This window comes from Spiroplasma sp. ald (assembly GCF_044714355.1).
In the GTDB taxonomy this organism is placed as follows: Bacteria; Bacillota_I; Bacilli_A; order Mycoplasmatales; family Mycoplasmataceae; genus Spiroplasma; species Spiroplasma phoeniceum.
In genome coordinates, this window is the sequence record NZ_RXFY01000171.1 from 1 (window position 1) to 1157 (window position 1157).

Below are 1157 nucleotides of genomic sequence, written 5' to 3' on the forward strand. Positions count from 1 at the left end.
TAACTAAAACAAAAGATTTAGAAAAACAAGCATATTTACAAGCATATCGTAAGCAATATTATACAAAAATGTTTGATACTGTTTTAAAATATTATGGTTTATGAGATGGTACTGGTGAACGACCTTATGGATTTGATTTTGTTAGTGCTAGTTTAGTAGACCAAATGCGGCAAAATTAATTAATTACTGCCAGATTAGATAATGGCACAATGGAGCCAATAAGAGCTATAACTGAATATTATAATATTGATGAATTAGAAGCAACCAAATATTTTGAAAAAGTAGAAGCATGACAAGATAAAATCCAAGCCAAAGAAATTGAACATAATAATAAATTAATGGAATATGATGAAACTGGTAATAATCAAAATTCTATCCAAGGTAGAACAGAAATTAAGGAGAATTAAAAAATGAGTAGAATTAATCTCGGGGTTATAGAAGAATTAAGAAGACAAGCCCATGACACTTTAATAGATATAAGAGAAAACATACGAGATAATAGACATTGAATGGTATTTCCTTTTAATGTTTATAGTTCATATATACCTGATACAGAAACTGGTTGAAAACCAAATAATGCTAAATCAAGTGATTATGGTAGTTATACAAGAATATTTGATAATATGGAAAGTACTATTGCACAATGACAAGGTAGTTTAAAAATAGTNCAAAAATATAAAGGTGAAGAAATTAATATTTTAACGATTGATGATTTTAATAAACAACCAATTAATTCAACTATATGAGCCAATAATGAAACACCTTTTGCGATAAAATTAAAAGATGAAAATAATAATGTTTATTGAAAATTAATTGATGGTGAAAACATTTATGATATTAATAGAATGCTAGAATACTTAAAGCAATATAAATTAAGTTATTTTATGAATAATGATAATAAAGCAGATAATTTTTATACTAAAGAAGTTAAGGTTGGGAAATATTGAGATGCTTATATGATTGATGATAGAAGTTCAATTCAATTTGGTGAAGCTAAATTTGAACAAGTATTTACTCAACAATCAACCGAAAGACAATATACTTTATTAATTTTAGATGAAGATGTCAATAAATTAAATATTAATGATTATTATAATTTTTATACTGTATTTAATGACCGTGGTTTAAATATTGGTGGTGGTGATATTAATTCTGCA

At 25.4% G+C, this 1157-nt stretch carries 1 protein-coding gene; it reads left to right on the top strand.

The window, feature by feature from the left end; all coding sequences use genetic code 4:
- Positions 1 to 209: 209 nt before the first annotated feature.
- On the top strand, positions 210 to 407 hold the full coding sequence (locus EHU54_RS05905) for a hypothetical protein (RefSeq protein WP_400249469.1): 198 nt from the start codon (positions 210 to 212) through the stop codon (positions 405 to 407).
- Positions 408 to 1157 lie beyond the last annotated feature (750 nt).